26 protein-coding genes are annotated in these 25,227 nt (G+C 62.2%); 9 read left to right on the top strand and 17 right to left on the bottom strand.

Annotation, left to right across the window (positions count from 1 at the left end):
- Positions 1 to 2 precede the first annotated feature (2 nt).
- The 5 genes from PXH66_RS20745 to PXH66_RS20765 are packed head-to-tail and all read right to left on the bottom strand — an operon-like array spanning position 3 to position 6,937.
- Positions 3 to 1,052, bottom strand: a complete 1,050-nt coding sequence (locus tag PXH66_RS20745) for a cytochrome-c peroxidase (protein ID WP_330931954.1) — start codon at positions 1,050 to 1,052, stop codon at positions 3 to 5.
- A gap of 12 nt (positions 1,053 to 1,064) precedes the next feature.
- A complete protein-coding gene (locus PXH66_RS20750; protein WP_330931953.1) occupies positions 1,065 to 4,352 on the bottom strand; it encodes an efflux RND transporter permease subunit in 3,288 nt (1,095 codons plus the stop codon).
- Positions 4,349 to 5,374, bottom strand: a complete 1,026-nt coding sequence (locus tag PXH66_RS20755; RefSeq protein ID WP_330931952.1) for an efflux RND transporter periplasmic adaptor subunit — start codon at positions 5,372 to 5,374, stop codon at positions 4,349 to 4,351. Before PXH66_RS20755 ends, PXH66_RS20750 begins: the two co-directional genes overlap by 4 nt.
- Before the next feature lie 22 nt (positions 5,375 to 5,396).
- Positions 5,397 to 6,707, bottom strand: coding sequence for a TolC family protein (locus PXH66_RS20760; protein WP_330931951.1), 1,311 nt, complete (start codon positions 6,705 to 6,707; stop codon positions 5,397 to 5,399).
- Positions 6,707 to 6,937 (bottom strand): YgaP family membrane protein, encoded by a 231-nt coding sequence (locus tag PXH66_RS20765; protein ID WP_330931950.1) that lies wholly within the window; start codon positions 6,935 to 6,937, stop codon positions 6,707 to 6,709. The genes PXH66_RS20760 and PXH66_RS20765 overlap by 1 nt, the downstream gene beginning before the upstream one ends.
- A gap of 75 nt (positions 6,938 to 7,012) precedes the next feature.
- On the opposite strand from PXH66_RS20765, the gene PXH66_RS20770 reads away from it, so the two are divergent.
- From PXH66_RS20770 to PXH66_RS20780, 3 genes are all read left to right on the top strand, one after another.
- Entirely contained in the window at positions 7,013 to 7,348 is a 336-nt protein-coding gene (locus tag PXH66_RS20770; protein ID WP_330931949.1) for an ArsR/SmtB family transcription factor, read from the top strand.
- 727 nt (positions 7,349 to 8,075) lie between these two features.
- The gene (locus PXH66_RS20775; RefSeq protein ID WP_330931948.1) at positions 8,076 to 8,336 is read left to right on the top strand and encodes a hypothetical protein; all 261 of its coding nucleotides are present in this window, start codon (positions 8,076 to 8,078) and stop codon (positions 8,334 to 8,336) included.
- Positions 8,323 to 8,757, top strand: coding sequence for a TA system VapC family ribonuclease toxin (locus PXH66_RS20780; protein ID WP_330931947.1), 435 nt, complete (start codon positions 8,323 to 8,325; stop codon positions 8,755 to 8,757). Before PXH66_RS20775 ends, PXH66_RS20780 begins: the two co-directional genes overlap by 14 nt.
- Before the next feature lie 97 nt (positions 8,758 to 8,854).
- Here PXH66_RS20780 and PXH66_RS20785 read toward each other — a convergent pair whose 3' ends face one another.
- From PXH66_RS20785 to PXH66_RS20800, 4 genes are read right to left on the bottom strand one after another with little or no spacing between them, the layout of a single operon-like run.
- On the bottom strand, positions 8,855 to 9,286 hold the full coding sequence (locus PXH66_RS20785) for a DUF5069 domain-containing protein (protein ID WP_330931946.1): 432 nt from the start codon (positions 9,284 to 9,286) through the stop codon (positions 8,855 to 8,857).
- Positions 9,287 to 9,326: 40 nt separating this feature from the next.
- Positions 9,327 to 9,809: a DUF6428 family protein gene (locus PXH66_RS20790; RefSeq protein ID WP_330931945.1), complete on the bottom strand. Its 483-nt coding sequence runs from the start codon at positions 9,807 to 9,809 to the stop codon at positions 9,327 to 9,329.
- Positions 9,810 to 9,829: 20 nt separating this feature from the next.
- Positions 9,830 to 10,933 carry a permease gene (locus PXH66_RS20795; protein ID WP_330931944.1) on the bottom strand — a complete coding sequence of 368 codons (1,104 nt, stop codon included), beginning with the start codon at positions 10,931 to 10,933 and terminating at the stop codon, positions 9,830 to 9,832.
- 18 nt (positions 10,934 to 10,951) lie between these two features.
- On the bottom strand, positions 10,952 to 11,314 hold the full coding sequence (locus PXH66_RS20800) for an ArsR/SmtB family transcription factor (protein ID WP_330931943.1): 363 nt from the start codon (positions 11,312 to 11,314) through the stop codon (positions 10,952 to 10,954).
- 115 nt (positions 11,315 to 11,429) lie between these two features.
- Here PXH66_RS20800 and PXH66_RS20805 point away from each other — a divergent pair, with 115 nt between their 5' ends.
- Positions 11,430 to 12,806, top strand: coding sequence for a PIG-L deacetylase family protein (locus tag PXH66_RS20805; protein WP_330932137.1), 1,377 nt, complete (start codon positions 11,430 to 11,432; stop codon positions 12,804 to 12,806).
- 37 nt (positions 12,807 to 12,843) lie between these two features.
- Here PXH66_RS20805 and PXH66_RS20810 read toward each other — a convergent pair whose 3' ends face one another.
- Positions 12,844 to 13,326, bottom strand: coding sequence for an MOSC domain-containing protein (locus PXH66_RS20810; RefSeq protein WP_330931941.1), 483 nt, complete (start codon positions 13,324 to 13,326; stop codon positions 12,844 to 12,846).
- Between the two features lie 201 nt (positions 13,327 to 13,527).
- On the opposite strand from PXH66_RS20810, the gene PXH66_RS20815 reads away from it, so the two are divergent.
- From PXH66_RS20815 to PXH66_RS20830, 4 genes are all read left to right on the top strand, one after another.
- On the top strand, positions 13,528 to 14,400 hold the full coding sequence (locus PXH66_RS20815) for a sugar phosphate isomerase/epimerase family protein (protein WP_330931940.1): 873 nt from the start codon (positions 13,528 to 13,530) through the stop codon (positions 14,398 to 14,400).
- Between the two features lie 19 nt (positions 14,401 to 14,419).
- On the top strand, positions 14,420 to 16,228 hold the full coding sequence (locus tag PXH66_RS20820; protein WP_330931939.1) for a GMC oxidoreductase: 1,809 nt from the start codon (positions 14,420 to 14,422) through the stop codon (positions 16,226 to 16,228).
- 158 nt (positions 16,229 to 16,386) lie between these two features.
- On the top strand, positions 16,387 to 17,091 hold the full coding sequence (locus PXH66_RS20825; RefSeq protein ID WP_330931938.1) for a gluconate 2-dehydrogenase subunit 3 family protein: 705 nt from the start codon (positions 16,387 to 16,389) through the stop codon (positions 17,089 to 17,091).
- Between the two features lie 47 nt (positions 17,092 to 17,138).
- Entirely contained in the window at positions 17,139 to 17,573 is a 435-nt protein-coding gene (locus PXH66_RS20830; RefSeq protein ID WP_330931937.1) for a VOC family protein, read from the top strand.
- A gap of 140 nt (positions 17,574 to 17,713) precedes the next feature.
- Here the strand turns inward: PXH66_RS20830 and PXH66_RS20835 are convergent, their stop codons facing one another.
- Together PXH66_RS20835 and PXH66_RS20840 are read right to left on the bottom strand one after the other, a co-directional pair.
- Complete coding sequence (locus PXH66_RS20835; protein WP_330931936.1) at positions 17,714 to 17,917, bottom strand: helix-turn-helix domain-containing protein; 204 nt, start codon at positions 17,915 to 17,917, stop codon at positions 17,714 to 17,716.
- A gap of 10 nt (positions 17,918 to 17,927) precedes the next feature.
- Entirely contained in the window at positions 17,928 to 18,557 is a 630-nt protein-coding gene (locus PXH66_RS20840) for a DUF2975 domain-containing protein (RefSeq protein WP_330931935.1), read from the bottom strand.
- Between the two features lie 173 nt (positions 18,558 to 18,730).
- On the opposite strand from PXH66_RS20840, the gene PXH66_RS20845 reads away from it, so the two are divergent.
- Entirely contained in the window at positions 18,731 to 19,888 is a 1,158-nt protein-coding gene (locus tag PXH66_RS20845) for a 6-phosphofructokinase (protein WP_330931934.1), read from the top strand.
- Between the two features lie 17 nt (positions 19,889 to 19,905).
- Here the strand turns inward: PXH66_RS20845 and PXH66_RS20850 are convergent, their stop codons facing one another.
- From PXH66_RS20850 to PXH66_RS20870, 5 genes are all read right to left on the bottom strand, one after another.
- Positions 19,906 to 20,865, bottom strand: a complete 960-nt coding sequence (locus PXH66_RS20850) for a ring-cleaving dioxygenase (RefSeq protein WP_330931933.1) — start codon at positions 20,863 to 20,865, stop codon at positions 19,906 to 19,908.
- 47 nt (positions 20,866 to 20,912) lie between these two features.
- A complete protein-coding gene (locus PXH66_RS20855; protein ID WP_330932138.1) occupies positions 20,913 to 22,457 on the bottom strand; it encodes a hypothetical protein in 1,545 nt (514 codons plus the stop codon).
- Complete coding sequence (locus PXH66_RS20860; protein WP_330931931.1) at positions 22,454 to 23,332, bottom strand: ABC transporter ATP-binding protein; 879 nt, start codon at positions 23,330 to 23,332, stop codon at positions 22,454 to 22,456. Before PXH66_RS20860 ends, PXH66_RS20855 begins: the two co-directional genes overlap by 4 nt.
- Before the next feature lie 14 nt (positions 23,333 to 23,346).
- Positions 23,347 to 23,739: a GntR family transcriptional regulator gene (locus PXH66_RS20865; RefSeq protein ID WP_330931930.1), complete on the bottom strand. Its 393-nt coding sequence runs from the start codon at positions 23,737 to 23,739 to the stop codon at positions 23,347 to 23,349.
- Between the two features lie 254 nt (positions 23,740 to 23,993).
- Positions 23,994 to 25,178, bottom strand: a complete 1,185-nt coding sequence (locus tag PXH66_RS20870; RefSeq protein WP_330931929.1) for an MFS transporter — start codon at positions 25,176 to 25,178, stop codon at positions 23,994 to 23,996.
- Between the last annotated feature and the right edge of the window lie 49 nt (positions 25,179 to 25,227).

The raw sequence follows: 25,227 nt of genomic DNA on the forward strand, positions 1-25,227 counted from the left end.
TTTTAGCGGAGAGCAGGTGTGGAGGGTGATGGAGGAAGTGCAGGCGACTCGATGGTGGGGAGTCGGCCGGTGAGGGTTTGAAGGAAGGCCACGATGTCAGAAACCTCCTGATCGGTGAGGGTGCCGCCCATTTGGCTGGAGCTCATGATGGCCACGGCTTCCTCCAGGCTTTCCACCTGGCCCGAGTGGAAGTAGGGGCTGGTGAGGGCGATGTTACGCAGCGGCGAGGCGCGAAAGACGTAGTCGTCGCTTTTGGACGCGGTCACCGCGAACCGACCGCGGTCGGCCTCAGGGCGGATCCCGACGGGCGGTTGCTCGAAAACGCCGAACGGGTAGTAGCTGTCGCCACCGAGGTTTACGCCAGTGTGGCAGATCGTGCAGCCTTTCAGGGTAAAGGCTCGCAAGCCGGCTTCCTCGTTGGACTTGAGCACCTTCACGTCGCCATCGAGGTAGCGGTCGAAGCGTGATCGGGACGTGATGAGAGTCGCTTGGAAGCACTCCAGCGCCAAGGCCATGTTGTGGTGGTTGACCGGTTCGGGGTCGTCGGGGAAGGCGGCGGCGAATCGGCGCACATAGCCCGGAATCGAACCAAGGCGGGCGACCACGACAGCCGCATCATCGCCCAGTTCCAGCCGAGCCTCAACGGGATGCCCGGACCGAGCGGTGAGGTCGGCGGAGCGTCCGTCCCAAAATTTGGCGGTATTGAAAATCGCGTTGAACACGGTGGGAGCGTTGCGCGGTTCTTTTTGCCAGTGGTGTCCGAACGAAGCGGACTTCGAGGAAGCGCCTCCCGCTGTGAGGTCGTGGCAGCTGTGGCAGCTGGAGGTTCCATCGGGCGAAAGCCGTGGATCGAAGAACAGCATTTTGCCCAGTTCCCGTTTAGCGGGGGTGGCGGGATTGTTCTCCAATTCGGGTGCTTGGAGCGGCACGGATGCAAACGTCTCTTTGGCGATGAAGTAGACCAGGTAGTCGGGTCTCTGGCTTTTGCCCGGTAAAGGCAGGCAGACCAGAATCGCGAAGCTGATGGCGACCGTTGACGTAAGGCGGGCCATGACGAGTGGGAGTTAGGTGACCTCCTTGCTTTGGTTGGCCATGAAGTAGAGGACGGGCACGGCCATGCGGCTGATGAAGAGCGAGGCGATCTCGCCGAACATGAGGCTGATCGCCAGGCCTTGGAAAATAGGGTCGGCGAGGATGACGCTTGCGCCGACCACGACCGCTAAGGCGGTGAGCAACATGGGGCGAAAGCGCACCGCACCGGCTTCGACCACGGCGTCGCGCAGGGCGAGTCCGTCGCCGCGGCGCAGTTCGATGAAGTCGACGAGGATGATCGAGTTGCGCACCACAATGCCCGCGCCGGCCATGAAGCCGATCATCGAGGTCGCGGTGAAAAACGCGCCCATCGCCCAGTGCGCGGGCAGGATGCCGATCAGCGAAAACGGAATCGCGGCCATGACCACGAGCGGCGTGACGTAGCTGCGGAACCAGCCGACCATGAGCATCGCGATGAGGATGAGCACGGCGGCGAAGGCGATGCCGAGATCGCGGAATACCTCCAAGGTGATGTGCCATTCGCCGTCCCATTTGAGAGCGGGCTGGGTGTCGTCATCCGGGAGGTTGAGGTGCAGGATATTGAGTTCGGGATCGGTGGCACCGTAGTCGCGCGCATCGATGTCGAGCAGGTCCATGTGGATGCCAAACAACGCGTAGGCGGGACTCTCCACCAGGCCCGCGACATCGGCGGTCACGTAGGTCACGGGCTTCAGGTTTTTGCGATAAAGGCTGCGCGTGCCGGCGGTGCGTTCGACGCGCACGAGTTCCGACAACGCCACCAGCGGCGCGGACGGATCACGGTCCGAACGCACTTGCAGCGCGAGCAATTCCTCGGGCGTCGTCCGAGCGGAATCGGGCAACTCCAGCAAGATGTTCACGTCCTCGCGTTCGTCGGGTTGGTGCAGCAGATCGACGGGGTGATTTCGCGCGGCGAAGCGCAACGTGCGCGCGATGGCGGCGGTGCTGATGCCGTGAAAGGCGGCCTTCTCCTTGTCGACCACGTAGCGCACCTTGGATTGCGGATCTTCCACATACCAATCGAGGTCCACCACGCCCTCGGTGCCCGCCATGACGTCTCGCACTTGGCGGGCGAGGGCGACGCGTTGTTCCTCGTCGGGGCCGTAGATCTCGGCCACGAGGCTTTGCAACACCGGCGGGCCGGGCGGCACTTCGGCGACGGCGACATTGGCACCATGTTTTTGGGCAATGACGGCGAGAGCCGGGCGGATGCGTTTGGCGATGTCGTGGCTTTGGTCGGCGCGGTCATGCTTGCCCACGAGGTTGACTTGGATGTCGGCCACGTTGGGTCCGCGCCGCATGTAGTAGTGACGCACGAGTCCGTTGAAATTGAACGGCGAGGCCGTGCCGGCGTAGATTTGGAAATCACTGACCTCGGGCGCGGTCTGGATCGCGGCCGCCATTTCCTGGGCGATGGCCGTCGTCTGTTCCAGGGTGGTGCCCTCCGGCGTGTCGATGATGACCTGAAACTCCGACTTGTTGTCGAACGGCAGCATCTTGACCTCGACGAAACCGAACAGCACCACCGCCGCCGATCCAGCCAGCAACACCACGATGGTGGCGAGAAAGGCCCAACGGTGGAACGCGCTGTCGAGCAGCGGCTCCATCACGCGGTGATACAGGCGCGTCGACCAGTCGGCCTCACCGTGGCCGTGCCCATGGCCGTGGCCTTCCTCGAAGGTGAGGGCCGAGCGTTCCGCTTCGGGCATCACCTCTTCCTTCACGAAACGGCGGCGCAGCACGCGCAACGCGGCCCACGGCGTGATTGTGAAAGCGATGACCAAGGAGAACAACATGGCCGCGGTCGAACCGATCGGAATCGGCCGCATGTAAGGTCCCATCAATCCGCCCACGAAGGCCATGGGCAGGATGGCCGCGATGACGGCCCACGTCGCGAGCACGGTCGGGTTGCCGACTTCATCGACCGCCTCCAGCGCGACTTGACGCAACGGCTTTTGGCGAGCGCCCGGCAAGCGCACGTGGCGCACGATATTTTCGACCACGACAATCGCGTCGTCGACCAGGATACCGATCGAGAAGATCAAGGCGAAGAGCGTGATGCGATTGAGCGTGTATCCATAAAGGTAGAACACGAGCAACGTGAGCGCCAGGGTCGACGGGATGGCGAGTAACACCACAGTGGATTCGCGCCAGCCGAGAAAAAACAGGATGAGCACGGCCACGCCGAATACGGCGATGCCCATGTGCAGCAGCAGCTCGTTGCTCTTTTCCGCCGCGGTATGGCCGTAGTCGCGGGTCACGGTCAGCTCGACGTCGGCGGGCAGCAAGGTGCCGCGCAGGGTGTCGATCTTGGTGAGGATATCCTCGACGACGTCGATGGCGTTGGCACCGGGACGCTTGGCCACGCTCAGCGTGACGGCGGCTTCGAGAGGCGTGCCGGGCGCGCCGTGCAACACGTAGTTGGCGGGTTCCTCGGCGCCGTCGGTGATGGTGGCGACGTCGCGCAGGTAAACCGGGTGGTTGTCCTGCACGCCGACCACGACGGCAGCGACGTCGGTGGCGTCGCGCAGAAACGCTCCGATATCGAGCAGGATCTCGGTATTGGCAAAAGGTCGCGACCCCGCCTGCGCCGCACTGTTGGCGGCCTGGAGGGCGGCGCCGACGGAGTCCACATCGAGCCCGTGAGCGGCGAGGGCGGCGGGATCAAGCGCGACGCGCACGGCGCGACGGACGCCGCCGATGAGCGTGGTCTCGGCGACCTGATCGACGGATTTTACGGCTTCGTCGAGTTGGGCGCCGAGGCGGCGCAGCGTGAGGTGATCCTGCGTCGCGCTATGGAGCGTGAGCGCGAGAATGGGCACGTCGTCGATGGTGCGCGGCTTGATGAGCGGCGTGCTCACGCCGGCGGGAATGGCGTCGTAGTTGGTCTGAAGTTTTTGGTTCAGGCGGATGAGGGCTGCCTCGATATCGGTGCCGACCTCGAAGCGCGCGATGATGAGGGCGTTGCCGGGACCGGAGGTGGAGTAGAGGTATTCGACGTCGGGGATTTCCCAGAGGAGTTTTTCCATCGGACGCGTGACGCGGTTCTCGACCTCGGTGGGGGTGGCGCCGGGCATGGCGACGAGCACGTCGATCATGGGAACCTTGATCTGCGGCTCCTCCTCGCGGGGGAGTTGCAACACGGCAAACAGGCCCAGCAGGATCGACGCAATGACGGCGATCGGCGTGAGCTTTGAGTCAATGAAGATCGCCGCGAGTCGTCCGGTCACGCCGTAGCGTGGCGCGGTCTTGGGAGTGGGTTGGTCGTCGGTGTCGCTCATCGGGAAATCTGCAGCGATTGTCCGTCACGCAACGGAGCGGGTGGGTTGATCACGACGGTTTCACCGGCGTTGAGTCCGGCGAGCACGGTGGTGACGCCTTCGGTGGTGTGGCCGGTCTTGACGAGGCGCAGCACGGCGTGACCGTCGGCGACGACGAACACGCGTTGCATCTGGCCGAAGGTGGTGACGGCGCTGGCCGGGATGGTGAGGGTGGGCACGGTGGTATCGGGCCAGCGCACGCGCACGAATTGCCCGGCGCGCAATGGCGCGGCTGCGTTGATCAAAATACGCACCAGCCGCGAACGCGTTGCGGCGTTGGCGGCGGGGGAAGCTTCGCGGACGGTGCCGGCGTAGGGGACGAAGTCGGCTTCGACGGTGACGGGATCGCCGACGGTTAGGGATCGCAGGGATTCGGGGACCGCCACTTCGACCTCGAGGTCGGAGCCCTCGATGGTGAACAACGGGGTGCCGGGAGCAGCGAAGTCGCCGGACTCGACCAAGCGTTGCGTGATCACGCCGTCGAAGGGAGCGACGACGGTGGTGTGGGCGAGTTGCGCGGAGACGGCGTCGAGAGCGGCGGCGACCATGCGACGCTGATCCTCGAGCGCACGCACGGTTTCGGCGGTGGAGGCACCGCGGGTGAGCAGGTCAGCTTCGCGTTGATGGTCGCGGGTGGCCTGGTCGAGGGCGGCGCGGGCCTGAGCGACGCGGGCGTTGAGCTCGGTGGCGGAGAGTGTGACGAGGGTCTGTCCGGCGGTGACGGTCTGGCCGATGGCGATCGGGGCGCGGTCGACGGTGCCCATGGTTTGGGCGGAAACGGTGGCGCGCGCGACGGCTTGCACGGTGCCGGGGAGATGACGCTCCTGATGATCGGTGGTGGCAGTGACGGTGGCGACCTCGACCTCCATCGCGGGCAAGGCGGGGGCGTTGGCGGCGGTCGATGCGGGTTTGCTGCAGGCGCTCAGCATCAAGAGCGCGGCGATGACGCCGATGGTGGTTAAAATGGGAGAGGGTCGGTGCATGGCGAAAAGGGGAAGGGGAGGATCAGGGCAAAAGGGGGAGGCCGGCGGCGCGGCGGAGCTCGGCGACGGCGATGCGTTCGGTGGCGGCGGCCACGGCGCGACGCACGCGGGTGGAAGTGAGACGGGTTTCGACGCCGATGAGCTCGGCGGAAAGCAGCGAACCCGCTTCGAAGCGGGCGCGGGAAATGGTCGCGGCTTCCTCGGCTTGGGCGACGAGGGTGGCGGTGACCTCGAGTTGGGCGACGGCGAGATCGTGGGCGAGGCGAGTTTGTTCGAGCTCGAGTTGCACCGCCAGTTCGAGTTGGCGCGTGGCGGCCTCGGCTTCGGTGAGTTGGGCGCGGGCGGCGCGGATACGACCGGCGGTGGCCTTGCCGTCGAAGAGATTCCACTCGGCTTGAAGGCCGGTCATCCAGCTGTCGCCACTGCCGTCGAGACGCCAGCCATGATCGAGTTGGTAGGAAGCGAAAGCGCGGACGGAGGGACGGGCGTCGGCGCGGGAGGCATCGAGGTTTTCGTTGGCGGCATCGAGGCGGGCGGCCATGGCGTCGAGCTCCGGGCGGGAGGCCGGCTCGGCGTCGGCGGGAGCAGAGAGCGCGGTGATGGCGGGATCGGTCGGAGCGAGGGTGACGGGACCGGTGGGGCGGCGACCGAGGAGATAGAGGAATTGGCGTTCGGCGAGTTCCACCTGTTGGCGTCCGGCGAGCTGTTGCTCGCGGGTTTGGGCGAGTTGCACGTCGAGGTTGAGCAGCTCGGTCTTGAGGAGTTGGCCGGCTTCAAAGCGAAGGGTCGCGATGCGGTGCGATGCTTCCAGCGCGGTCACGGCGGCGTCGAGGGCGGCCAGCCCCTCGCGGCCGGAGCGGATGTTGAAATAGGCGCGCAGCACGGCGACATCGAGCCGGGCAAAAGCGGTCGCTTGATCGTGAGCGGATGCGGTGGCGGCGGCGCGGGCACCGGCGATGGCGGCGTTGGTGCGGCCCCCGTTGTAGAGCGCGTAGGTGGCGGTGCCGGTGAGGTTGAAATTGTCGACCTGGCCGGGGGCGTTGAAATCGATGGTATTGGTGAACGCGCCCTGGTTGAGGATGGAGCCGAAAGCCATCATCGGGTTGTTGGTTTGGGTGTAGCCGGCGCGGAGGGAAAGCTGGGGCAGGCGGCCCGCGTTGGCTTGGTCGATGAACGCTTGGGCGCGTTCGATCCGGGCGGCGGCCATGGTCGCCTCCGGACTATGCGCACGGGCCTCGGCGAGAGCGGATGTGAGTGTCCACGGTGATTCGGCGGCCAAGGTGGGTGTGGTGGCGACGGCCGCTCCGATGAGGATGAACGTGAAAGCGCGCATCAGGAAACCTGCTTGTCGCCACCCCACGCGATGGTGCCGTCGGCGCGAATCCAACCGAGTTTGTTTAAAACGAAGGTCGGCGGGCAGAAGCCGGTGAGGGCGGATTGGATGAGGTTGAGCCCGATGAAACAGGTGAAGAGCAACCACCACGGACTGACGAAGTGGGCGAGGGCCACACTGATCAGGGTGAAGACGCCGGCGAAGATGCGGATGAAGGACTCGGTTTTCATAATTGACTTAAAACTAATACATGAGCATACGTGCATATAGTTGCCAGTATGTCAAGCATCTGCTCAGTAGCGGCCATGGGCTCAAAGCCGCGTAATTTATCCGAAGAAGCGTTGGAGCAAATCGCTCGGCGCTTCGCCGTCTTGTCGGAACCGATGCGGTTGCGGCTCATTCATTCCCTGTTCGATGGCGAGAAGCCGGTGAACACGCTGGTGGAGCTAAGCGCAGGCACGCAGGCCAACGTGTCGCGTCATCTGCAACACCTCGCAAACGCGGGTATTTTGAAGCGCCGCAAGGAAGGGTTGCAGGTATTCTACTCGATCGCCGATGCGTCGATCTTCCAGCTGTGCGAACTCGTCTGCGGCAGCTTGGAACAGGAACACACCAAGCGCGCGGCGGCGTTCGGCCGCTGAGCGGCAGTCGTCGACTGCGCGGTTTGACCACAGATCGACGTGGATAAACCCAGACCCGGATCGGACGGTCTTCTCCTCGCGTCTCGTTCGGATCGTTAATGGCGTGGCCCGCTAAATTAACCTGAAAGCGCGTCTCCTGATCTTCGAAAATGCGTGTCGCAGAAACAATGTCGGCTGATGTTTTGCACCATATTAGTCGTGCCGATTTTGACCGAGTCGTCGCGGTGCGTTTCGGGACCGCCCCGCGCTACGCTTTTTCCTCCATGTCCTCCAGCCTCCCGTTCAAGCCGTTTCCTATGTGAGCACGCCTGGGAGAGCCGACGTCCCCGTCGGCCCCTCCAAGCCACGCCAATGGTATTCACGGGGCTATCTCCCGCACTGCCAAGCTGGGCCTTAACGTCCCCGGGAAAATCTTTGGATGCGAGAATACTGGGATCGCTACATCCGCGACGAAAACCACTACCGCAAGACCATCGATTATATTCACCGAAACCCCGTGAGCGCCGGTCTATGTGCCAGGCCCGAATCCTGGCCTTGGTCCAGCGCCTCTGGGAGCGTCGGTGTCTCTGTGGGCATTGAACTGAATGCCGACGAGGACGTCGGCGCTCCCAGCCCAGACCTGCCCCGATGCTGAGTGGGCCAACATTTTCAGATTTCTCGTCGGTTACATTTTACCCCCCTACGGTGTCATTGACCCGATGACGTATTTTCGCATAAATATGCTTTTATGCGAACGACCATGGACCTGCCCGATCCGCTTTTTCGGGAGCTCAAGGCTCAATCCGCCCTGCGTGGCGTCAAATTGAAGGACTTCGTGACGGAGCTCCTCCAAGCGGGGCTTGATCAACGTGGTGGCGTGCCCGCCGAGCCCCGCCCGCGCAGTCCTTTACCCGTGATTCGGAAGGCCACCGGCATCCGGCATCCCGCGCTATCCAATCGAGAAGTCGACGCACTGTTCGTTGCCGAGGACGCCCATGGCCGAGATTGATCTCCCTGATCTCAATCTGTGGCTGGCCTTGATTGATTCGGACCACGAGCACCACATCCGCGCTCGCCGTTATTGGGAGCAGGAGGCCTCCCACGACATCGCCTTTTGCCGTGCGACCATGCTCGGCCTTCTACGCTTGCTCACCAATTCCCGCGTGATGCGCGCCGCGCCGTTCACCGCTCTCGAGGCATGGGACGCCTACCATACCTTCGCCGCGCTGCCCGAGGTTTGCTTCATCGAGGATTCTCTCGCCGCCGAGAGTCAGTTTCAACTTTGGAGCCGTCGCGCGGATTTCCCCGCCCATCTTTGGACGGACGGATGGATCGCCGCCGTCGCCTCATCGGGCGGTGCCCGCGTTGTCTCCTTCGACTCCGATTTCTCGAGCTTTCCTCACCTCGATTTCCTGCACCTGCGTCCTTGACCGCCCGCGACTACCGACGCTTTGGCAAAACGCGATGGGACATCGAAACGGAAGGCGGTAACCTCTCCATTTCCCGCGGCGTCAGCACGGCAAAGGTTCAGCTCGTCAGCTCGGCGTGGACGGCGTGCCAATCGTCGAGGGCGTTGAGCAGGATGGAGTCTTTTATTGTGCCGTCGTCGGGTAGACCGATAGTGGCCAGAATCTCGGCCCGAGCGCGGTCACTCTTTTCGCGGGTGGTCACCACGGCATTGACCTCGGCAATGTTGGCGGGCGTGAGATCGACGCCGGGTTGGGCTTTGATCCACGCTTCGAACCCGAGATAGGAGGGACGTTCGTTGACGATGAACGACCGGGCGGCGTCGGGGTCGATCTTGAGTCCTTCGAGGACCATGAAATCGAATCCGACGCGGATGTCCTTGTAGCCGGGCGGTAGTTGGTCGACGGCGCTGAGCAGGGTTTTGAGCCACAGGCGGGGCAGGTGCAGCACGCCGAGAGGACCGGCGGTGCCGGAGCTGATGAGAGGAATCATTTTATGAGAATTGGGAGCGTTCGAGAGGTGGCGAACCAAGTTAGCAGCAGCCGGAACCGGGGGTGCAGCAGCTACCACCGGCGGGAGCGACACCCGCTTCCTCCGGGCTCAAGCCGCAGGCATCGGCGGCGAGGCACGCGGGGTGCGGCAGATCGAGGCGGAACGTAATTTGTTCATCGGTCGCGGTGAGGTCGCGGAGCGGAAAGGCGATGGTGCGGCAATCCTCGTGCTCGATCACGATCGGGAGCTCGTCGCCGCGCAGGATGGCGGCGCTGGCGTCAAAAATTTTGGCGAGTTTGCCCGCGGTAAGGCGATGATCGGTGTCGTTGGCGACCAGGAGTTGCAGCTGACAATGCACCTGGGTGCGCGGGGTGCCGCCGCAGTCAATGAAGTCTTTCTGCACGCGACCGATCTCGGTCACATGGAAGTGGGCCGGGACGACATCGTCGTCGGGTAGGATGATGTGAAGCGCGGCGTCGGGGTGATTGCGAAGGGCGGCGAGGAGGGCTGTAGTAGTATTCATTTGGATACGATAGAGGGAGGTTAGGAGAGGAAATTGAACAGGAAGCCGACGAGCACCACGCCGACGCTGACCGTGAGGGAAAAGGCGATCATCAGACGGACGGTCATAACCCGTTTGAGGATGATGAGCTCGGGCACGGACACGCCCACGGCCGCCATGATGAACGCCATGCCGGTGCCGAGGGGCACGCCTTTGGCGACGAGGGTTTCGAGCACCGGCACGATGGCATTGGCACTGGCATAGAGAGGAAATCCAAAAACGACGGCGGCGGGCACGTCCCACCAACGTCCGGTGGCAAACCACGCGGCGAGGGCGTGTTCGGGCACGAAGCCGTGAATGCCGGCGCCGAGAAGCAGTGCGATGGCGAGGTAGGGGAGCACGCCGACATAGATGTCACGGGCCTCGTGGTTGGCGAAGGCGATGGCCGACTCCACGGGTGGTTGAGCATCGCCGCACGAGGTTGAGGTTTCGCAATCGCAACCCGGGGTGTCCGGTTCGGGCGGTGATTGGCCCGTGCCACAACATCCGCCGCTGCTGGCTGCCGCCGTGACGACGATGGGGGCGGCGGGCGCGCTGACTCTGGCGGTTTTGCGCTGGGCGAAATCGGTGAGCCAGCGTTCGGCGCGCAGTCGTTGCAAAATCCAGCCGCCGACCACGCCCAAAGTCATGCCCGCGGCCATGTAGATGACGGCCACCTTCCACCCGAAACTCGCGATGAACAGCGCCACGATGATCTCGTTGACCAGCGGTGAGGTGATCAGAAAAGCGAGGGCGATGCCGATGGGCAGGCGCGCCTCGATGAAGCCGATGAACAGCGGCACCGATGAACAGGAGCAAAACGGAGTGAGCGCGCCAAACGCCGCCGCGCCGGGATAGCCGAGAATGCGACCGATCGGCGTCTGCAACCAACGGCGCATGGCCTCGATCGGCAGCGCGCGACGCACGAGCGCCATGACCCAGGAAATGGCGAAAATCAGGATGCTGACCTTGGCAATTTCGTAGAAGAAAAATGCCAAGGCCGCGCCCCAGGGGGAGTCCGGCGACAGGCCGATGAGTTGCACGAACTCTTGGGCCGCCCACTCGAACGGCCGGAACAGGGAGAAAGCAATGATCGGAGAGAGCATGGCTTGAATTCGGCGGGCTCAGCAGCAGCGGTGCGCATCGAGACTCGCGCGATCGGCTTGCAAACAGGGGTCTGCGGTGGCGATGGCATCGAGCAAAGTCAGCAGCTGGCGGTTAATGGCATCAGCGTGGCGCGCGAGTTGATAGTGGATGAACGTGCCCTCGCGTCGCTCCGTGAGCAGTCCGGCTTGTTTTAACAACGTCAGATGGCGGGAAATCTTCGACGGAATGTAACCTGTGACCGGTCCGATCTGGCAGTTGCAGACCTCACCGCCGTGCCGGATGAGATTGAGAATGCGCAGACGGGCGGGGTCGGCGAGCGCAGTAATGAGGCGGGCGGGCAGGACGAGTGACGCTTCAGAAATGGAGGTTAATACGGTCATTGTTTCTGTATTTGCGGAATAACAGAAATGACGATACCGGTTTGTCAACCTTCACGCGGATTAAAGGACCCGAGCATGCTTGCCTAGGGCGTGGTGAGACGGCGGAATAATCAGCATGTTGCCTCTGCTCGTTACCCCCGAGTTCCCTCTCCGATGGCGCCCGTTGGCCGTCGTTCTGATGTTTACCTTGAGTGCGTTCGGGCTGGTCGCGGCCCGTCCGCAATTCGACGCTGCGTCGGACTACGGTTACAGCTTCGTGGGCACGGGGGCGCAGCTTTTTGAGGCGGAACTCACGGCCGACGCCATGACTTGGCCCACCGGATTGTCGGCGCCCGGCTCCGCGTGGTTGGAGGTCAAGGTGGTCGCGTCGGACGAGGGGGCACCGGAGATTGTGCTCCGCGGGGTCGGGCGCGAAGTGCGGCACGTGTTTGAGGTGGGCGCGCGCGGGCGGCGTTTTCTGGATGTATCGCCGTTTCTAACCAGGGACCAGAAGCCCGCGCAGCTCGAAGTGGAGACGTCGGGACTCGAAATCGAAGCCGGGCGGGCGACGATTTTTTGGTATCCCAATCCCCGTCTGGTTCGCGCGAAGGTAATGGTGGTGGCGCCGCATCCGGACGATGCCGAGATCGCGGCCTTTGGCATTTATCAGCAGACGCAGGCGGACGTCATCACGGTCACGGCGGGCGATGCGGGCGGGGAAAACTTCGCGGTCTTGTATCCCGACGCAGGCGAGCATTTTCGGGTGAAGGGGTGGATCCGCACCTGGGACAGTATCAGTGTGCCCTTTTACGGTGGGGTGCTGCCCGGCAAGGCGCGCAACCTGGGATTTTACGATGCGACTTTGGCGCGCATGCACGCGGCTCCAGCGGAGACTGTGCCGCCGCTTGTGGCCGAGATTCCCGAGTCGGGTTACTACCGCGGATTCAACACGGACGCGGCCCTGCGGGAGCGGCCGTTGGATCCGACTTGGCAGGGACTGGTGGCCGACCTGTTGTGGGAGTTGCGGCGGGTGCAACCGACCGTGATTGTCGCGCCGCATCCGCTGTTGGACAATCACGCCGATCACCAATTCACGACGATTGCCTTGATTGATGCGCTGGAGCAGTGGGGCGGACGGTGTGAACTCCTCCTGTATACGAATCACAACCGGGAAGAAGAAGCGTGGCCGCTGGGCGATCGTGACGCCCATACTGGACTGCCGTCGTGGACCGAGGGGGACCTGTTTTTTGATCGCATTTATTCGCATGCGCTTTCGCCGGAGGATCAGCGGCGCAAGCTGATCGCGTTGGAAGCGATGCATGATTTGCGCGACTTCGAGATCAGTTACGATGGGGTCGCGCGCGACGCGGCGGCGTCCGAGCGGATGGAGCGTTACAGTTATTTCCGGCGAGGCCCGCGGCCCAACGAATTGTTTTTTGTGCTGAGCAGTAAACGTGCTCCAGCGCTGCGCGACGCGTTCCTCGCCACGTTGGAGCGCACCCCATCGCCCTGACCAAGCGCGCCCAGGGGGCGGCCTAAATAGGTCGCATTTAGACGCCGGCGGGGGCTGCGGCTATGGCGTTTCGGCACAGGGTGCCGCTGGTGAGAATCTTAGCGCGTAAGCCACCGCGACCTTTGAGGAACGCCTCCGCTCCGGGGCCGAAGGCTTGGTCCATCCAGTAGCACGGCGTGCATTCGGTCACCCCGCGGAAACGAATGCCCTGCACCTCGAATTCGGTGCCGATGAGGGTGTTGAGATCGACGCCCTGGGTGATGATATTGCGGCGCAGCACGGCGGGGGACCGGTCAAAGACGGCGAGGCGGGCGCACATGGCCTCAAACACTTCGGCGGCAAAGAAGGTGACCTGCCCCTTGTAGTCGTCCTTGAAATCGAAGAAGCGATCGCCGCGCAGACCGCTGCCAGCGACACACTCCACCGCCTCGACTTCGGACGTCGGATGCTGACCGGCGGGCTTACCGTGGTGGCCGAAGTAATTGTGGCCGGGAGAAACGTAAATATGAAGCAACTGCACGAATCTCCCATTGAGGCCAAGATTGCGGCGAGGGCGAGCCCACGCTCGTGATCGATGATGCAAGCCCTCGATCGATTCGATAGACGTTGCGGCTCAACATTGATTCCGACGATGCTGGCCACGTCGCGAGCCGGGTGCTCCATTGCTTCTGCAAGGGCAGCACCGATGGCTTCCTTGTTCTACCCCATAATGCCTACCCTTATGACGTTTCGTTCTCGTCTTTTGCTCGCTATCGCCGCGTTGGCGGTGGCTTCAACCGCTCCCGCTCATCCCCACGAAGATTCGGCACCGCTCTCCGAGCAGATTGGTCTGCAACTTTACAGTGTGCGGGGGAGTTTTCTCCAGGATCCGTTTGCGGCCATGGATATGGTCGCCGGCTACGGTATTACCGAAGTCGAGACCGCCGGCACCGCACGGATGACGCCAGGGCAGTTTCGCGCCGAGCTCGAAAAACGTGGTCTCAAAGCGGTCAGTTCCCACGTGCAATACAATGCGCTAAAGGAGGACTTCGCGGCGGTGCTCAACGAGGTCAAAACTCTCGGCGTGGGTTACGCCATTCTGCCATGGATTCCGCACGAAGGCGATTTTGACGCCGAGGACGTCGCCACCTCGATCGCGCTTTTCAACAAATGGGGGGATGCGTTTCACGCCGCCGGCATCAAGTTCGGTTATCATCCGCATGGCTACGAATTCGGTGCGGGCAAACTCGCCGGTGATACGCCGTTCGACGAACTCGTGGCTGGCACCGCCGGTCATCACGTTTACTTCGAAATGGACGTCTTCTGGGTCGTGCACGGCGGCGCTGATCCCGTGACCCTGCTCAACAAATATCCCAACCGCTGGATGGGCCTGCACGTGAAGGACATTCGCAAGGGAGCCGCCACCGGCTTCGCCAATGGTGGCGCGCCCAAGGAGGACAAAGTGATCGTCGGCACGGGCCAAGTCGACTGGCCGGAACTCATCGCCGTGGCGAAATCGCACGGGGTGCAGCACTTCTTCATCGAGGATGAATCGCCCGATCCGCTCGCCAATATTCCGCAGAGCATTGCCTACCTGAACGGCCTCGATCTCTGAACCTCGAACCGCTCCCACCATGCCGACCATCACCAGCAGCAAAACCAAACCGGAATATGATGTGATCGTGGTCGGCTCCGGGGCCGGCGGCGGTCAGACCGCCTACACGCTCGCCATGGAAGGGGTGAAGGTGCTCATGCTCGAGGCCGGGCGGGACTACGATCCGGTCACCGAGACGCCCATGTTTCAAACCGGACACAAGTCGCCGCTGCGTGGGTCCAGCACGCCGGACAAACCGTTTGGATTTTTCGATGCCACCATCGACGGCGGTTGGACCTCTCCGGGCGAGCCGTATGTGCGCGCCAGCCCCGGTCGCGAAAATCAATTCATGTGGTGGCGGACGCGGATGATGGGCGGTCGCACCAATCACTGGGGACGGCTTTCCTTTCGCAACGGTCCCTACGATTTCAAACCCTACTCGCGCGACGGTCTCGGATTCGACTGGCCGCTCGGCTACGACGACCTCGAACCCTACTACGAAAAGGTTGAGCTCCTGATTGGCGTTTACGGGGATAACGACGGGCTCGAAAACACGCCCAATTCCAAACCCGGCACGTTGATGCCGGCGCCGAAACCCCGCGTGGGTGAGCGCCTCGTGCAACAGCGCGCCGGTCGACTCGGCGTGCCCGTGGTCGCGGGCCATCGGGCCGTGCTGACGCAGCGGCAGGATGCGACCAACATCCCACCGAAACTGCATCCCAACAACCCCAAGGCGCAGCGCGTCTTGCGTGACGCCATGAATGCGCGCGCCGCCTGTTTTTGGGCGACCAGTTGCGGACGCGGTTGTTCGATCAAAGCCAATTACCAGTCGACGACGGTGCACCTGCCACCGGCGCTCGCGACGGGCAATCTCGACATCGTGGCCAACGCCATGGTGCGAGAGGTGATCATCGGCGAAAGCGGCCGGGCGGAGGGCGTCCTCTACATCGACAAAACCACCGGCATGGAGCACCGCGTCAAAGCACGGGCGGTGGTGCTGGCGGCGAGTGCGGCCTCGACCGTGCGCATCATGCTCAATTCCAAATCGAAGCAGTTCCCGCAGGGCGTGGCGAATTCGACGGGTTTGGTGGGTAAGTATTTAATGGATACGGTGGGGGCCTCCGTCGGCGGCCAGACACCGTTGCTGGAAAACCTGCCCCCGCTCAACGAAGACGGCGCGGGCGGACTGCACGTTTATTCACCGTGGTGGCAGTATAAGGAACAACTGGCCGGCAAGCTCGACTTTGCCCGGGGCTACCACATCGAAATCGGATCGGCCAAAGGCATGCCCAATGTCGGCACCGGCGCGGGCCTCGACCGGTTCAACGGCGGTGGCAGTTGGGGCGGAAAATTCAAAGAAGACGTGCGCCGTTACCATGGCTCTTTCGTGCACATGGCCGGTCGCGGCGAGATGATTCCCAACGAAGGTTCCTACTGTGAAATCGACCCCAAGGTGCAGGACAAGTGGGGCATCCCGGTGCTGCGTTTTTATTGGGAATGGTCGGACCACGAACTCAATCAAGTGGCACACATGCAGCGCACGTTCTCCGCCATCGTCGAGGAGTGTGGGGGCAAAGTGCTCTACGGCAGTCCCGACGTGCCGCGGCGGGAGGCCATTAAGGCCGGCGGCGAAATCATTCACGAAGTCGGCGGCGCGATCATGGGCGAGGACCGCCGGAAATCGGTGACCAATCAATGGGGAGCCACGTGGGATGTGCCCAATCTCTACCTGACTGACGGCGCGCCGTTCCCGTCCAACGCCGACAAAAACCCGACCCTCACCATCATGGCCCTCGCCTGGCGCTCCGCCGACCACCTCCTCGGCGAACTGGCCAAGGGCAATATCTGAGCGGCGGAGGAACCACGAAATACACGAACCACACGAAAGCCGTCCGTCCTCCAACGATAACACGATTTTCTGTTACCCCTTCCCCGCATCCACTGGAACCACTCATGCTGAAAATACCCTTTCGTGTTTTTGGTGGTTAACCTCGTTTCATTCTCTCCATGACTTCTCCACTTTCTGAACGTCTTGATCGTCGCACTGCTCTTAAGTGGATGGCCACCGCCGCCGCCAGTGCCGCTTTATTGCCACGTGCCTTTGGACAAACGACGCCAGCCGCCGAGCCTGGCGTGACCATTGCCAATTATTACGATGGAGAAGGCTATGGTTCGGATCCTGATCTCACTCGCGACTACCAACCCGGCGAACTTTGGCCCCTGACCTTTGATGAACATCAGCGCCGCACCGCCGCGGTGTTGTGTGGATTGATCATCCCGGCCGATGCGAATTCACCGAGCGCCGCCGACCTGAAGGTGCACGACTTCATCGATGAGTGGATCAGTTCGCCCTATCCGGGGCAGGCGGGCGATCGCACCACGATCATTGAAGGCCTCGCGCAGCTCGATGCCATCGCCGAGGAGCGCTACAAGGCCAAATTTGCCGACCTGCGGATCAACCCGCAGGCCCGACTCTGCGATCGGCTCAGCAAAATGGAACGGCTTGATGAGACGGCCGAAGCGGCGCTGTCGGACGAGGCGCGAGTCGAACGCAAGGCGCAGAATTTCTTCCGCCGCTTTCGCGACCTGACGGCGGGAGGTTTCTATACCACGCCCGAAGGCATGAAAGACGTCGGTTACCTCGGTAATGTGCCGTTAGCCACCCAACCCGAACCGCCGGCCGAACTGCTGGCCAAACTCGGTCTGGCGTAGGGGGAATCTCACCCTGCAGAATCTCCACCCTTCATCCTGATTGCCCCATGTTTCGCAAACTCGCCCACGTCTGTCTCATCACCAACGACCTCGAACGCCAGGTGGCATTTTACGCCGATAAACTGGGGTTCACGCTGCAGTTCTATTTCCGCAACGACGCCGGGGAAAAGTTCGGTGCCTATATGGCGTGCGGTGACACCACCTTTATCGAAATGTTCGACCAGCACCGGGCGGCGGCGGTGTGGGGTGGCAACACGGAGCCGCTGCACCAAGGCAATCAATACAGCCACTTCTGCCTCGAAGTCACCGCCATCAACGACGTGCGCGATCTGCTCATCAGTCGCGGCGTGGAAGTCGGCGCGGTGAAGCGCGGCATCGACAATTCCGACCAGTGCTGGATCACCGACCCCGACGGCAATCGCATTGAGTTGATGGAATACACCCATCGTAGTGGACAAATCAATACGCCGGAACCGCGATAGGGTGGAGCGCGGTTTGTTTTACAGAAGGTAACGAAGAGAACGAAGCCGTCAGCCTGCGGGTCTCTGGAGTTCGTGCACTCGGCTCTGTTTTCCTCTGTTTCCTCCTGTAAAAACGAAATAGGGTCGACTCTGCTGGGCGCTCATTCTTCCCAGCGCAACAGGTCGCCGGGCTGGCAGTCGAGTTCGCGGCAGATGGCTTCGAGGGTCGAGAAGCGCACCGCCTTGGCTTTGCCGGTGGTGAAGATGTTGAGATTGGCCGGAGTGATGCCGACGCGTTCAGACAGCTCCTTTTGGGTGAGCCCGCGCTCGGTCAACAGGCGGTCAAGATGGATGCGAATAGGCATGGCCAGATCCTTAGACGGTGAGGTCCTGCTCTTCCTTCATCTGCACGCCGATTTTGAAGACCTCGGCGATGATGAAGATGATGACACCGTAAAAGAAGGCGTTGAAGGGGCCGGCCAATGAGAGCCGGAAAGCAAAATCAGGGAAACTCTGGTGCGCCAAGGCCCCGGTCAGACCATAGATGATCGGGTCGACTAACCCCCCGGCTACGATGATCCAGGCAAGATTGCGCAAACGTTGGGCGTTGGCTGCGACGAACGGTTGACCGGTCTTGATACTGCCCAGAAAGCGACGCACCTGAATCAGTCCGCACGCGACGAGACCAAACAAAATGAAGATGCCGAAAATACTCACGACCTGGAGACTCGGTGCGGCTTGGTAGAGCGGGATGATGGCAGTGGCTGATTCAATCTCGATCTCGACAGGTTCTCCGGTGGCGGACTGGAGGGTTAGCGGAGGCACGCTCGTCGTGAGCTTGATCTCGTAGCCGTTCACCGCCGGCGCTTTCCCCGTGATCAGGTGATAGCCGGTGGTAACGGTCATGAAAAAAGCGGCGAGTGCCAGCAGCCCCAATAAGAAGCACAAAAAAACGTCCAAGGTGGCAGCCAGTTTGGGCAGGGATGAACGGGATGAAAAACTCATGATTATTGATAAACAATAATAACAAGCTTGTTGGTCAATCCGAAATTATTGAAAAACGATAATTATTGAGTGAACGGTCGCGAGGGGTCGCGCAAATGATGGCGGAGAAAATTGTTGCTTTCGGAGCGACCGGAGGCTCGCCGAAACCCTGGGAACGACCTACACTTTCATTCATGGCCAACGAACGACCAGGCACGATTGGTATTCTCACCGCCGGAGGGGATTGCCCCGGGCTCAATGCGGTCATTAGAGGGGTGGCCAAGGCGGCGATGCACTATGGGTTGCGCGTGATCGGCATTCAGGACGGATTCCGCGGTCTCGTGGAAAATCGATTCGTCGAACTTGATAACCGCATGGTGAGCGGAATCCTCACGCAGGGCGGCACCTTGCTCGGCAGTAGTCGGGACAAACCGCACAAGATGCCGATGGGCAACAAGGTCATGAACATGACGCAGGTGACGGTGGACAATTACCATGCGCTCAACCTTGACTGTCTGGTCTGTCTGGGCGGCAACGGCACCGCCAAGAACGCCTACCGGCTGCACCAGCAGGGCGGGATCAATGTCATGGTGTTGCCCAAGACGATCGACAATGACGTGGCGGAAACGGACATCACGTTTGGCTTCGACTCCGCCATGGGGATCGCGACGGAGGCGATCGATCGCCTGCACACCACGGCGACCAGCCACCACCGTATTATTGTATGTGAAATTATGGGACACGATGCCGGTTGGCTGTGTTTGGGCGCGGGTATCGCCGGCGGCGCGGACGTGATTCTCATCCCCGAGATTCCCTATAACCTCGATGCGGTGGCGAGGAGCCTCTTGGTGCGGCAGCACAGCGGGAAACGATTTTCCATCATCGCGGTGGCGGAGGGCATTCGCTCGGTGCAGGAAGTGGCCGCCGCTGCGAGCAGCGTGCCGCGCAAGCGGCGGGACAAAGACAAGGAAGTGGTGCACCAGGCGGTCGATGGGGTGCATCTCGTGCAGGAAGCCACCGCGAGTCGGGTGGCACGCGAGATTCAGCAACGCACCGGGGTCGAAGCGCGCGTGACCTCGCTCGGACATGTCCAGCGCGGTGGTCCGCCGTCCGCTTTCGACCGGTTGTTGTGCACCCGTTTGGGCACGATGGCGGGACACCTGCTCGCGCACCGGAAATACAACGTGATGGTCGGGGTCAAAGGCACTGACTGCGTGCCGGTGCCACTGGGCAAAGTGGCCGGCATCAAGCGCACGGTGCCGCGGGATCACGATTGGATCAAAACCGCCCGGCTCGTCGCCACCTGCCTGGGCGACGAGGAAAGCGCGACCGTTGCCGGGGCCGCGATTTAGCGCCACCGGCGGTCGCGCTACAGAGGCTTGAGTTCGGCTTCGATTTCGGCGCGCCGCTTTTCAAGAAACGGCGGCAGGGCGAGTGATTCACCGAGGGTCTCCATCGGTTCGTCGGCGGCGAAGCCGGGACCGTCGGTGGCGATCTCGAAAAGGATGCCGTTGGGCTCACGGAAGTAGAGACTGCGAAAATAAAACCGATCGATCGGCCCGCTGTTGGGGTAGCCGGAGTCGACGAGCTTTTTATGCCAGTTCGCATACTCGTCGAAGTTGGGCGTGCGGAAGGCGACGTGGTGCACGCCGCCCGCGCCTTGGCGATGCGTGGGGGCGCTGGGATCGACGGCCACATGCAGTTCGGCGGCGGGACCGCCGGCGCCCATGGCGAACACATGCACCGTGATCGGCGCGGCGTCCTCGCCCATGCCGGGAATCGCATACGTGCGCTCTTCCCGCAGCCCCATGACCGTGGTCAGCACCGGCAAGCTGCGCTCCAGGGTCGGCACGCACAAGGTGATGGGACCAAGGCCGCGAATTTGGTGAGCGGTCGGCACGGGACTTTTTTCCCACGGATGATCGGGTGCGCCGCCGTCATCGACGACGAGCGCGAAGCGTTGGCCTTCCGGGTCTTCAAAATCGAGCGTCGTGCGGCCGTCGCGCTCGTGCACCTCGCCGACGGTTAGGTCCTGCGAATCGAGGTGGGACTTCCACCAGGCGAGTGATGCAGTCGAGCCGACGCGCAACCCGGTGTGCGAGACACTGTGCGCGCCGCGACGTTCGGGACCGACCGGCCAGTCGAAGAACGTCAGGTCCGAGCCTGGCGAAGCGACTCCATCGGCATAGAACAAATGGTAGGCCGAAACGTCGTCCTGGTTGACGGTTTTCTTAACCAGTCGCAGTCCGAGCACCTGCGTATAAAACGCGTGGTTGGCGGCCGCATTCGCCGTCACGGCGGTCAAGTGATGAATCCCGGTCAGTTGCATACCGGCAGCCTGCGCAGAATCGTTCGCGCGTCCAATCGCATGCAGCGTTAGTCGGAGGGTTTTGCCACCGAACTTGGCAGGTAGAGCGCACCGGTGACGTCGCCAATGATGGCAATGATGCGGATGTCGCCGGGGAGGTTTGGCAGGGTGAAACGTTGAGGGGAATCGGGGGTGCGTGCGCGAAGTTCGGCCATCGTGGGCGGAAGCGGGCGCACGATGGTGGCGTCCTGGGTGGCGTCATTGACGGCCACGAGCAACGGCTCAGTTGCGCGGTCCCAGCCCAAGGTGATCCTCCGGTTTTCGAAATCGGGATTACTGAATCGAGCAACGAACCAACCTTGATCGGGATCGATTTGCAGGATTTCCAGCCCGGTATTGGTGGCATGGAGCGATGAGCGGTCGACGTGCAATGGAGCCTCGCCCACGCGGCGAAGCTTCAGGCGCTGCACGCTAAAGTGAAATACACGGGCAGGTGGCGGGACGGAGGGGGCGTCGTCATGGCTCAAGCGTTCAAAGACGATGTTCATGCTGGTGTTTTCGCCTTCCTGGAATCTATAGCCCTGCAAACCAATTTGGTTCGCCACCGTTGAAAGTGGAAACAGCCCCGCTCCGACGAGACTCGGGGGCCAATATCGGTGCCCGCGGCCACTCGAGTTGAAATTCCACGAATGCAAGCGCCAGAGGTGTCCTGGGTCGAATCCGTCCAGTCGCACCCTTGCGATCATCGGAGTTGCGATTCGTGGCGGGTGGCCTTGTTCGCGCCAATAGGCGTCCTGCGCCGCGAAAGGGTGTGCGGGCGGAGATTGATCGGCTGGAAATACGGTCACGGACTCGACTTGGACCGACTCCCCGGATGCAAAGAGAACGGGAATGGTTCGGTGGGGATTCGGCATCGCCAGACTGACGAGACCCACGGCGAGCAGCACCGCCACTCCGGCGAAAGCATGCACCGTCGTGTTCTGACGAACGTATTGCCGGATCATCAGTGTGCCCAGCCCCACGCATAGAATGACCTTGGCGAGCCACAGTCCCGTTGCGCTGTAGGTGAGCAACGCCAGGCGTAGCAGAACCCAATGATGGAGATACCCGCCCACAACCACCAGGCTCCCCAAAGCCATGCCCGTGATGGCCAATGTTTTAGTGGAGCGGCACAAACTCGCGACATAGAGTGCGATGATCATCGCGGGCACCAGCAGATGGGGTGAAGTAAACGTATCAGCGGAAAAATTGAACAGTCTCGAGTGGAACCCGTTCAAACGAGAGCTCCAACCGAACCACAGCAATGGCCCTAAGATCGCGACAGAACATGTCACCAATTTCTCGATACCTATGAAGGACCCCTTGAAAGGGCGAGTGCGCCATGCCCCTCGATCGTCGACGGGCGGGTGATTGAATACGATGCGGGTGAAAATTGTGAATCCTGACACGACCAATGTGAAAAGTGTGAAAACAATCGCATAAGTGCCGAGACGGCTCTCCGCCGCAGACTGATTCGTGAGTTGTTGCAGCACGACCAAACCGATCACCCAAGATCCAAGTGCCCAGCGGATCGCGAGAAAATCCTGACGAAAAGCGGTTATGAACGAGGTCATGATGCAATGGCACCGGTTGGCCGTGTGGTTGAATGTTGGCGGAGGAGGGCGATGAAGATTTCACGCAACGGCAGTGGGGTTACTCTGGCTCCCGCGGGCGTGGTGTGCAGATCGAACTGTGGGTCGATGTAGCGCGTAAAAGTCCCTTCTCGTTTCATTTGCCAGACCCGAGCTGGCACGGAAACGGAGGTGCCGGATACCTCGACCTGGCGGAAACGTGCGCGCAGGGCGTCGGCGGTTTCGGTTAGCTTCAGGTGGCCGTGGTCGAGGAGAATCAAGCGATCAGCCAAGGTTTCGACTTCGGCAATCTCGTGCGATGAAACCAGCACGGTGCAGCCTTCCCGCGATACGAGATCAAGCATGCCTTCGACGAGTTGATCGCGCGTCAAGGGGTCGAGCCCGCTGAAGGGCTCATCCAAAACCAGCAGTTCCGGACGATAGGCCAATACGCTCGCGAGTGCGGCTTTCATGGCCATGCCGCGGGAGAGTTGTCCGAGCTTGCGATCGAGCGGCAGGTCGAAGTTGCGCAGCAACTTTGCCTCCAGCGTGCGGTCCCACTGGGGATAGAGCGGACGCCAGTAGGCCATGAGACCGGCGACGGTGAGATGGTCGGGTGGTTTTTGATTTTCCGAGACGTAGCCGATACGCCGAAGCTCGGCGGGCGCCAGTCGCCGACTGTCGGTGCCCAAGACGCGGGCGTGACCAGCGGATGGCGGCAGGAGATTGAGCATCGTTTTCAGCAACGTCGTTTTTCCGGCCCCGTTGGCTCCGATGAGGACGTTTACGGTGCCGGTGGGCACGGTCAGATCGATGTGGTCGACGGCGGTGTGACGCCAGAAGCGGCGGGTGAGTCCGGTGGTTTCGATCGCGTTCATGGAAGTGGGGTGGTCTATGCAGAGGCGTCGCCGCCGAGCCGTTCCCAGTGCGTGAGCAGGGCTTTTTGGACGTCGGTGAGTTTGAGGCCGAGGCGACGTGCCTCGACCACGAGGTGTTCGAGATCGGGACCGAGCACGGCTGCTTTGTCGGCGCGACTGCCAGCGGGGGGAGTGCCGACAGTCGTGCCCACGGCGGGGGTGGTGATGAGCACGCCTTCGGCCTTGAGGGCGCCGACGATTTTGTGCGCAGTGTTGGGGTTGATGCGGAGGGCAGTGCTGAGTTGCCGCACGGAGACAAACGGGTCTCCGGCCTTCAGTTGCCCGGTCAGCACCGCCTTTTTCACCGCATGAATCACCTGCTCGGCGATCGGTAGCCCCGGCTTGATCTCAACGGTAAAAGGCAGCATCAACTGTTCTAGTAGTAGTAGAACAGATGGGACGGCAAGAAAATATACCGGCGTGGCGACGGCGGAAGTGGTCCGCGGACAAAAGTGTAACCATAATGGTTACACTGGCGGGTGGGCGTTGGGCGTCGGGCGGCGGAGGTTCCGGGGGGTGGAATGCCGGGTTGGGAATCGCGCGCCAGCCCGCTCCTACGGCTGACGCATTGCTGGGTAGGAGCGGGCTGGCGTGCGATTTCGTCTCGGTGGTTGAGGGCGACTTACGCTGTCGCTTGTCGTCGTCGCAGTCGGAAGCTGGCGGCGATGAGCGCGAGGCCGAAGGCGCAGACAATGAAGGCGACGCGGTAGAGCGTGAGCAGCCCGATCTCGGCGAGTTGCCCGGCGGCAATGTTGCCCGCGATCGAGAACAGACCGGCCACGATCATGACGTAGAGGCCTTGGATGGAATTGCGGAATCCTTCCGCGGCGACCTCGTTGAGATACATCACGGGCACGACCATGAAGCCGAGCACGGTCATGCCGTGGAAGACTTGGAAGAACACGGCGAAGAAGGGCGTGGGCAACCAGCCGAGGCAGGCTAGCCGGAAGAGGCTGGCGAGGCCGCCCACCAGCAGGATGCCGCCGAGTCCGATGCGGGCGCGCATGCGTTCGAGCGAGAGCATGTAGAGAATTTCCAACCCGACGCCGAAGCTGGAGATGACCCCGATCCAGCGTTCGCTGATCCCGACCTCTTGGGTGAGGTAGAGCGGGTAAAAACTGTAGAATGCCATGTTCGTGAATACGACGAATCCGCAGCCCACGACGAACAAGGCGACGGTGGGGCGCAGCAGCACGCGGGCGGCTTCGAGGGTGGGCACCTTGGGCGGGGTTTTGGTGGCGGCGGTGCGCCGCGGCATGCCGGTGGAATTGATCACGCCGATAATCGCCATCGCGGCGGTCACGGCCGGCATCCACTGCACGCCGCCGCCGAGTTCGTAGATGGTGAACATGATCGCGCTGGGCACGATGAAGCCGATGGTGCCCCAGACGCGCACTTGCGAGAAGGTGGCACGGGGCTGGGCGGGATCGTTTTGCAGGGTGAAGTAGAGACCGTCGCCGAGAGCGACCTGCGGTTGCGTGGCGAGTCGGTTGAGCGCGACCCAGATGAGGCACGCCCAGAAGCCGACCGTCGTGGCCAGCATGCCCATGCCGATGATGTTAAAGGCAAACAGCGTCAGCAGCAGCGCGCGCACGATGCGGTAGCGGTCGGCGATAAACGTCATCACGATCGGCATGATGAGCACCCCCGATTGGGCGGTGGCGAAGATGTAGCCAATTTCCGCCGGGTTCAGTCCTTTGACGTCGCGCAGGTAGATGGGGATGAACGGGGTGACGCACCCAAACACCGCGAAGACGGCGAAGAAGTGCGTTTGCAGACGGGAGACGGGAGTGACGGTGGCGGACAAGGCGCGGAGAGTGAAAACGGAATGGCGAAGAGGGAAAGGCGGCCGGTGT

This window comes from Synoicihabitans lomoniglobus (assembly GCF_029023725.1).
GTDB classification, from domain to species: domain Bacteria; phylum Verrucomicrobiota; class Verrucomicrobiia; order Opitutales; family Opitutaceae; genus Actomonas; species Actomonas lomonigloba.